8 protein-coding genes are annotated in these 5,858 nt (G+C 62.3%); 6 read left to right on the plus strand and 2 right to left on the minus strand.

What is annotated here, in order from left to right; all coding sequences use genetic code 11:
• The 5 genes from tnpB (NKH29_RS32210) to NKH29_RS32230 form a co-directional block, all read left to right on the plus strand.
• The coding region (gene tnpB / locus NKH29_RS32210) for an IS66 family insertion sequence element accessory protein TnpB (RefSeq protein ID WP_353001390.1) at positions 1-282 on the plus strand (282 nt) is incomplete at its 5' end.
• A 96-nt stretch (positions 283-378) separates the two neighbouring features.
• Positions 379-1,284, plus strand: coding sequence for an IS66 family transposase (gene tnpC, locus NKH29_RS32215; RefSeq protein ID WP_502911334.1), 906 nt, complete (start codon positions 379-381; stop codon positions 1,282-1,284).
• Positions 1,285-1,316: 32 nt separating this feature from the next.
• Positions 1,317-2,564 carry a site-specific integrase gene (locus tag NKH29_RS32220; protein WP_353001391.1) on the plus strand — a complete coding sequence of 416 codons (1,248 nt, stop codon included), beginning with the start codon at positions 1,317-1,319 and terminating at the stop codon, positions 2,562-2,564.
• A 57-nt stretch (positions 2,565-2,621) separates the two neighbouring features.
• Positions 2,622-3,521 (plus strand): tyrosine-type recombinase/integrase, encoded by a 900-nt coding sequence (locus NKH29_RS32225; protein ID WP_353001392.1) that lies wholly within the window; start codon positions 2,622-2,624, stop codon positions 3,519-3,521.
• Positions 3,514-4,524, plus strand: coding sequence for a tyrosine-type recombinase/integrase (locus NKH29_RS32230; protein WP_353001393.1), 1,011 nt, complete (start codon positions 3,514-3,516; stop codon positions 4,522-4,524). Before NKH29_RS32225 ends, NKH29_RS32230 begins: the two co-directional genes overlap by 8 nt.
• 3 nt (positions 4,525-4,527) lie before the next feature.
• Here the strand turns inward: NKH29_RS32230 and NKH29_RS32235 are convergent, their stop codons facing one another.
• Entirely contained in the window at positions 4,528-5,496 is a 969-nt protein-coding gene (locus NKH29_RS32235) for an IS66 family transposase (RefSeq protein WP_353001394.1), read from the minus strand.
• A 73-nt stretch (positions 5,497-5,569) separates the two neighbouring features.
• Positions 5,570-5,734 carry an IS66 family insertion sequence element accessory protein TnpB gene (gene tnpB / locus NKH29_RS32240; RefSeq protein ID WP_353001395.1) on the minus strand — a complete coding sequence of 55 codons (165 nt, stop codon included), beginning with the start codon at positions 5,732-5,734 and terminating at the stop codon, positions 5,570-5,572.
• On the opposite strand from tnpB (NKH29_RS32240), the gene NKH29_RS32245 reads away from it, so the two are divergent.
• Positions 5,654-5,858, plus strand: a 205-nt coding sequence (locus NKH29_RS32245; RefSeq protein WP_353001396.1) for a hypothetical protein, incomplete at its 3' end; no start/stop codon positions are given. The genes tnpB (NKH29_RS32240) and NKH29_RS32245 overlap by 81 nt on opposite strands.

Here is a 5,858-nt window from a genome sequence, read left to right on the forward strand (position 1 = left end):
CGAAGTTCTACGAGCAATATCAATACGATAAAGTCGTCCGACTGCCCGGACTCTGACAAGGGGATGCATTATGAAACGAACTGCGGTGGCCTGATCAAGGTGATCTGGCACGACGGCCAAGGTGCTTGCCTGTTCACGACGAAGCTCGAGCGCGGCCGATTCATCTGGCCATCGGCGGCCGACGGCACGGTGGTGATCACACCTGCTCAGCTGGGCTATTTGCTCGAAGGCATCGACTGGCGGATGCCGCAAAAAACCTGGCGTCCAAGCTCGGCGGGATGAGGAAAACCGCTGGCATGGCGGGAGCGAATATGATTCCATCGCGCCATGACCGATGCGGCCGATCAGCTTCCTGACGATCTTGTCAGCGCGCACGTTATGATCCTGGCCGAGCGTGCGGCCCGCCGGGAGGCACAAGCACTCGCCGCTCGCGCGCAGGCCATGAACTCGCACTCGGATGCGCTGATCGCGCGGCTCAGGCTGGAGATCGAGAAGCTGAAGCGCGAGATCCATGGCAGTCGCTCGGAGCGGAAAGCCCGGCTTCTCGAACAGATGGAGTTGCAGCTCGAGGAACTGGAAGCCGACGCCGGCGAAGACGAGCTGGCGGCGGAACTGGCGGCACGGTCGTCGACGGTCAGGGCCTTCGAGCGCAAGCGCCCGTCGCGCAAGCCCTTTCCCGACCATCTGCCGCGTGAGCGCGTGGTTATCGCCGCACCGTCAAACTGCCCGTGCTGTGGTTCGGCCAAGCTGGCAAAGCTTGGCGAGGATATCACCGAGACGCTGGAGGTGATCCCGCGCCAGTGGAAGGTGATCCAGACTGTGCGCGAGAAGTTCTCTTGCCGTGAATGCGAGAAGATCGCGCAGCCGCCGGCGCCCTTCCATGTGACGCCGCGCGGCTTCGCCGGGCCAAATCTCCTCGCCATGATCCTGTTCGAGAAGTTCGGTCAGCATCAACCGCTGAACCGGCAAAGTGAGCGCTATGCCCGCGAGGGCATCGACCTCAGCCTCTCGACACTGGCCGACCAGGTCGGAGCTTGTGCCGCGGCACTGAAGCCGGTGCATGCGCTGATCGAAGCGCATGTGCTTGCCGCCGAACGTCTGCATGGTGACGACACCACCGTGCCGATCCTGGCACGCGGCAAGACCGATACGGGGCGCATTTGGACCTACGTCAGGGATTATGCGCACCCGATGATTATGCGCAGCTCATCGGGACATTTATCCAGTTTTCTTCGGCAGATCAGTGAGATGGTGGCCGGCATTCAAACTAGGCGCTGCGCATAATCCTTCCGAGTCCCATCAACTCGGAGATCAACATGCAAAAAGCGATCATCCTTCAGCCACAGCCCCGCGCTTGGCTGGAGGGCAGTATTCTTCGGCCCTACGTTTCGCAGTACGGTGAGCACTTGCAGCGAAGGCGATATGCGCCGAACACGCAGCGCGCCTATTTGTGCTGCATCGCGCATTTCGCCTATTGGCTGACTCAGGAGGGGTATGACCTGGAAGCGATCGGCCAGGGCGCCGTTATGCGCTTTCTCTCGGAGCACCTGCCGGCGTGCGCCTGCTCCGACCCGGTCCGTCGTTTGCGCCATGAGTTGCAGGCGGCACTGGGCCATCTTTTGGAGGTACTCGAAGCCGGCGGCGTGGTGCTGCAGTATCCTGCCCGCAATTCCGCCATCGAACAGGAGCTGACGCGCTTCGATACCCACATGCGCGATGTCTGGGGATTGGCGGACAACACCCGTCGGAAGCGTTGCCGAGTGGTTGGAGGATTTCTCGTCGAGCATTTCGGCGAGCAGCCGATCTCCCTGGGGACAGTCAACGCCGCATCCATCCGCCGCTTCGTCCTTGGCAATCAGGGGCGAAGACCCACCACCGTCGCCGCGATCGGCGTCATCATTGGCTGCTATCTCCGCTTCCGCAGCATGTCCGGCGACCGGGTGAGCGAACTGAAGGCCGCGATTCCCCGGGTCGCCCACTGGCGGTTGGCATCATTGCCCGAGGTGCTGACCGGCGCCGAGATCGACGAACTGCTGAGTTCCTTTGATCAGGCGTTCCCGTCGCGCCTGCGGGCTTATGCGATGGTGCGGTGTCTGATCGATCTCGGTCTGCGATCCAGCGAAGTCGTCAAGCTGCAGCTTGACGACATCAACTGGGCCGATGGCACGATCAAGCTTGTCGGCACCAAGAGCCGACGCGCGGATGCTCTGCCGCTACCGTCCCAGACGGGAGCGGCGATCGCAGCCTATCTGCACGAGGAGCGGCCCGCGACGTCGAACCGGGCCATATTTGTTCGCCATGTTGCCCCCTACAACGAGCCGATCACGACGAAGAGCGTCAAACGCGCAGTGCTGGCCGGCTACCGACGATGTGGATGGACGCGGACCGGTGTCCACATTCTCCGCCACAGCATGGCGAGCCGACTTCTGCGCGCCGGCGCGCCGATGAAGGAGATTGCAGACATCCTGCGGCATCGAAGCCTCGACACGTCCGCCATTTACGCAAAGGTCGATCTGACCAATCTTGCAGCTGTGGCCCTACCCTGGCCGGGGAGCGCGCAATGACCGGCGCGCGCACCATGCTCTCGCTTGCAAAGGACTATTTGTCCGAACGCCGCGCCCTTGGTTTCGCCCTCAGGATGCAGGGCCATCAAATCACCGCCTTCGCCTTGTGCCGACGAGCGCGGTCACAGTGGCCCGCTCACCAACGATATCGTCCTGAACTGGGTGCAAGGCCAGGCCAAACGGGCCAGTCCTTTCTCATGGGCCCGGCGCCTCGAGGCCCTTCGCCCGTTCGCGAGGTATCTTGCCCGGCTCGATCCCGGCACCGATTTCCCACAAACCGCGACCTTTGGTCGTTCACATCGCCGCCTCGCACCGCACGTCTATTCGGAGCAGGAGATCTGCGACCTTGTGACCGCCGCTTCGCGCCTCGCCCCTGAGGGCGGGTTGCGGCCGGCAACCTACGCGACGATCTTTGGGCTGATCGCCGCTACGGGTCTGCGCCGCTCAGAAGCACTTCACCTGCGCTGCAGCGATGTCAATCTCGATGGAGCGTTCCTTACGGTTCGGAACACGAAGTTCCGCAAATCCAGGCATGTGCCCATACACGCCACCGTCGTAGCCAAGCTACGGCGCTATCTGGCGGTTCGGGCGCGTCCTGGTGCACTCACCGAGGACTCACCGCTGTTCCTGTCTCCGGCGGGTGGATTCATCGCGGAGCGGAGGATCAATAAGGTTTTCCAGAAGCTTCGCACCAACCTTGGTTGGACCGCGCGGGGCGGCCATGGCAAGGTGCGTATTCACGACCTGCGCCACACCTTCATTTGCCGCCGTATCCAGCTCTGGCACGAGCATGGCGCCGATATCGACAACGCCATGGCGGCGCTCTCGACCTACGTCGGCCACGCCAAGATCTCCAATACTTATTGGTATTTGACCGGCGTCCCGGAACTCATGGCGGTCGCTGGCAAACGATTCGAGCTGTTCGCCTCTACCGTTGGAGAGGGTCATCATGACTGACCCCAAGCTGGCATCGTCCTTCCCCATCCTGCTGCAGCGCTTTTTCGTCGAACATCTGGGCAATCAGCGAGCCGTCAGTTCGCGCACCATCGCCGCCTACCGCGATACCTTCCGATTGTTGCTTGACTTCGCCGAGGCGACGATTGGAAAGGCGCCCACCCGGCTGACCCTGGCCGACCTCGATGCGCAGTTGATCCTGAGCTTCCTCGACCACTTGGAGAAGGAGCGGAGCAACGGCGCCCGTACTCGCAACGCCCGCCTGGCGGCACTTCGCTCTTTCCTTAAGTATGCCGCCCACTACGATCTGACCGCGCTCCCCGTCATCGAACAGGTGCTGGCCATTCCGATGAAACGGTTCGACCGGCCGGTCCTGGGATTTTTGTCACGCGAGGAGATGCAGGCGATCCTTGAGGCGCCGGATGCGCGGACATGGGCAGGTGAGCGGGATCGCGCACTGTTCAGTCTGATGTACAACACCGGCGCCCGCGTGTCTGAAGCCATTGGCCTGCGCGTCGGCGAGGTCGCCGTCGATGGCTCGGCGGTCGCGCACCTGCATGGAAAGGGGCGCAAAGATCGCAGCGTGCCGCTCTGGCGGACGACCGCCAACCTGATCCGCAACTGGAAGCGCCGGTTGGACTATGGGGGCGAGGAGAACTTCCTGTTTCCGAACAGAGGCGGCGGATGCATGGCGCGTTCGAACGTCACCCAGCGCCTTGAACTTGCGGTCTCGGCCGCCGCGGAACGTTACCCGCAACTCGCGCGTCGCTCGATTTCGCCTCACACCATCCGCCATACCACGGCAATGCATCTTCTGCAGTCCGGCGTCGACATCAGCGTCATTGCCCTATGGCTGGGTCATGAGAGCCCCGCCACGACGCACATGTACCTTCAGGCGGATCTCGCCATGAAGGAGCGTACGCTCAACCGGCTGCAGCCCATGACGGCCAGTCAAACCCGGTATCGACCGCCGGACCAGCTCATGCAGTTCCTGTTGAGCCTTTAAAAATTATGCGCAGTTCACCAGTTGGAAATCGTTCGGGAAACCGATGGTTACACGCTCTTGTCCCGATGAGCTGCGCATAATCATCGGGTGCGCATAATCGCGGACATAGGTCCAGAGGTAGGCCGTCTTGGCCTTGCCCGATCCCGGCGCCAGCGTTGGCAGTGTGGTCTCATCGGCAAAGACCCGCTCACCCTGCTTGATGCGGGTCAGTGCGTAATCGGCGAGCGGCTCGAGCTCGAAGCCGAGCTTGCCCATCCACTGCGCCATCTGTGACCGGTCGATCTCGACCTGATCGCGGGCATAGATCGCTTCCTGGCGGTAGAGCGGCAGGCCATCGGCGTATTTCGACACCGCGATCTGCGCCAGCAGCGCTTCGGTCGGAATGCCGCTTTCGATAATGCGGGCGGGCGCGGCTGCCTGGATGACGCCGTCCCAGCCCTTGTAGGCATATTTGGGGCGACGCGTGACGATCACCCGGAACTTCGCCGGGGTGACATCGAGCCGTTCGGAGACGTCCTCGCCGATCAGGATCTTTTCCAGCGCTTCGCAGCCAGCAGGCGTCTCGGGCTCGATGACCACCTCGATCCGTTCGAGATGGGCCGCAAAGCCTTTGCGAGGGCGCGGGGCGCGCTTCGCTTTCGAGCCGCCCGCAGACTTCTCCATCTGCGCTTGGATGGCCGCCACGCCGGTTTCGATCTCGTCGAAGACCAGAGCGTACTGCTCCTCGCTCAGCGCACCGGCCCGCAACCTTTCGGAGCGGCTGCCGAAGCGCGACCGCTCCAGCATCTTCACCACCGCCGTCAGTCGTGCGATCCGCTCCTCGGCGCTCTTGTTGACCAACTCGAGATGCGTATTGTGGACTTCGAGATCGGCATTACGCTCTTCCAGACCGGCGGCTTTTTCGGCCATGGCAACAACCATCGCCTTGAGCGCGTCAACGTCGTCCGGGAGCGCGAGATCGGGTGCCGACATGGCCAAAATCAGAGCATATTCGCGGGCAATTTTCCCGCGTTTTCAGCTCCCTGATTCATCATGCCGCAGGGTTTTACCCAACCGATTGCGGCCGCCTGACGGTCTCCGTTCGAACCCGTTTCCAGTCCATTCCGTCAACCAGAGCCATGAGCTGAGCATGATTGAGCTGGACCCGGTGGTGGCCGATCCGCGGCCAGCAGAACTTCGCCTCATCCAGCCGCTTGGCATAAAGACACACGCCGCTGCCGTCCCACCAGACTATCTTGATCCTGTCCGCGCAATTATCGACATTCTGCATATGGTTTCCGCTTTGCGACGGTTGCCTATCGCTGGCATCCGTTGTTTGGGAGCACGTTGCAGGT

The organism is Mesorhizobium sp. M1295 (genome assembly GCF_040318135.1).
Lineage (GTDB): Bacteria > Pseudomonadota > Alphaproteobacteria > Rhizobiales > Rhizobiaceae > Mesorhizobium.

What these genes read in the sequence shown, in the direction of transcription:
- tnpC (WP_502911334.1), top strand. Translation starts at nt 379, where the DNA reads ATGATCCTGGCCGAGCGTGCGGCCCGCCGGGAGGCACAAGCACTCGCC.
- NKH29_RS32220 (WP_353001391.1), top strand. Translation starts at nt 1,317, where the DNA reads ATGCAAAAAGCGATCATCCTTCAGCCACAGCCCCGCGCTTGGCTGGAG.
- NKH29_RS32235 (WP_353001394.1), bottom strand. Translation starts at nt 5,496, where the DNA reads ATGTCGGCACCCGATCTCGCGCTCCCGGACGACGTTGACGCGCTCAAG.
- NKH29_RS32230 (WP_353001393.1), top strand. Translation starts at nt 3,514, where the DNA reads ATGACTGACCCCAAGCTGGCATCGTCCTTCCCCATCCTGCTGCAGCGC.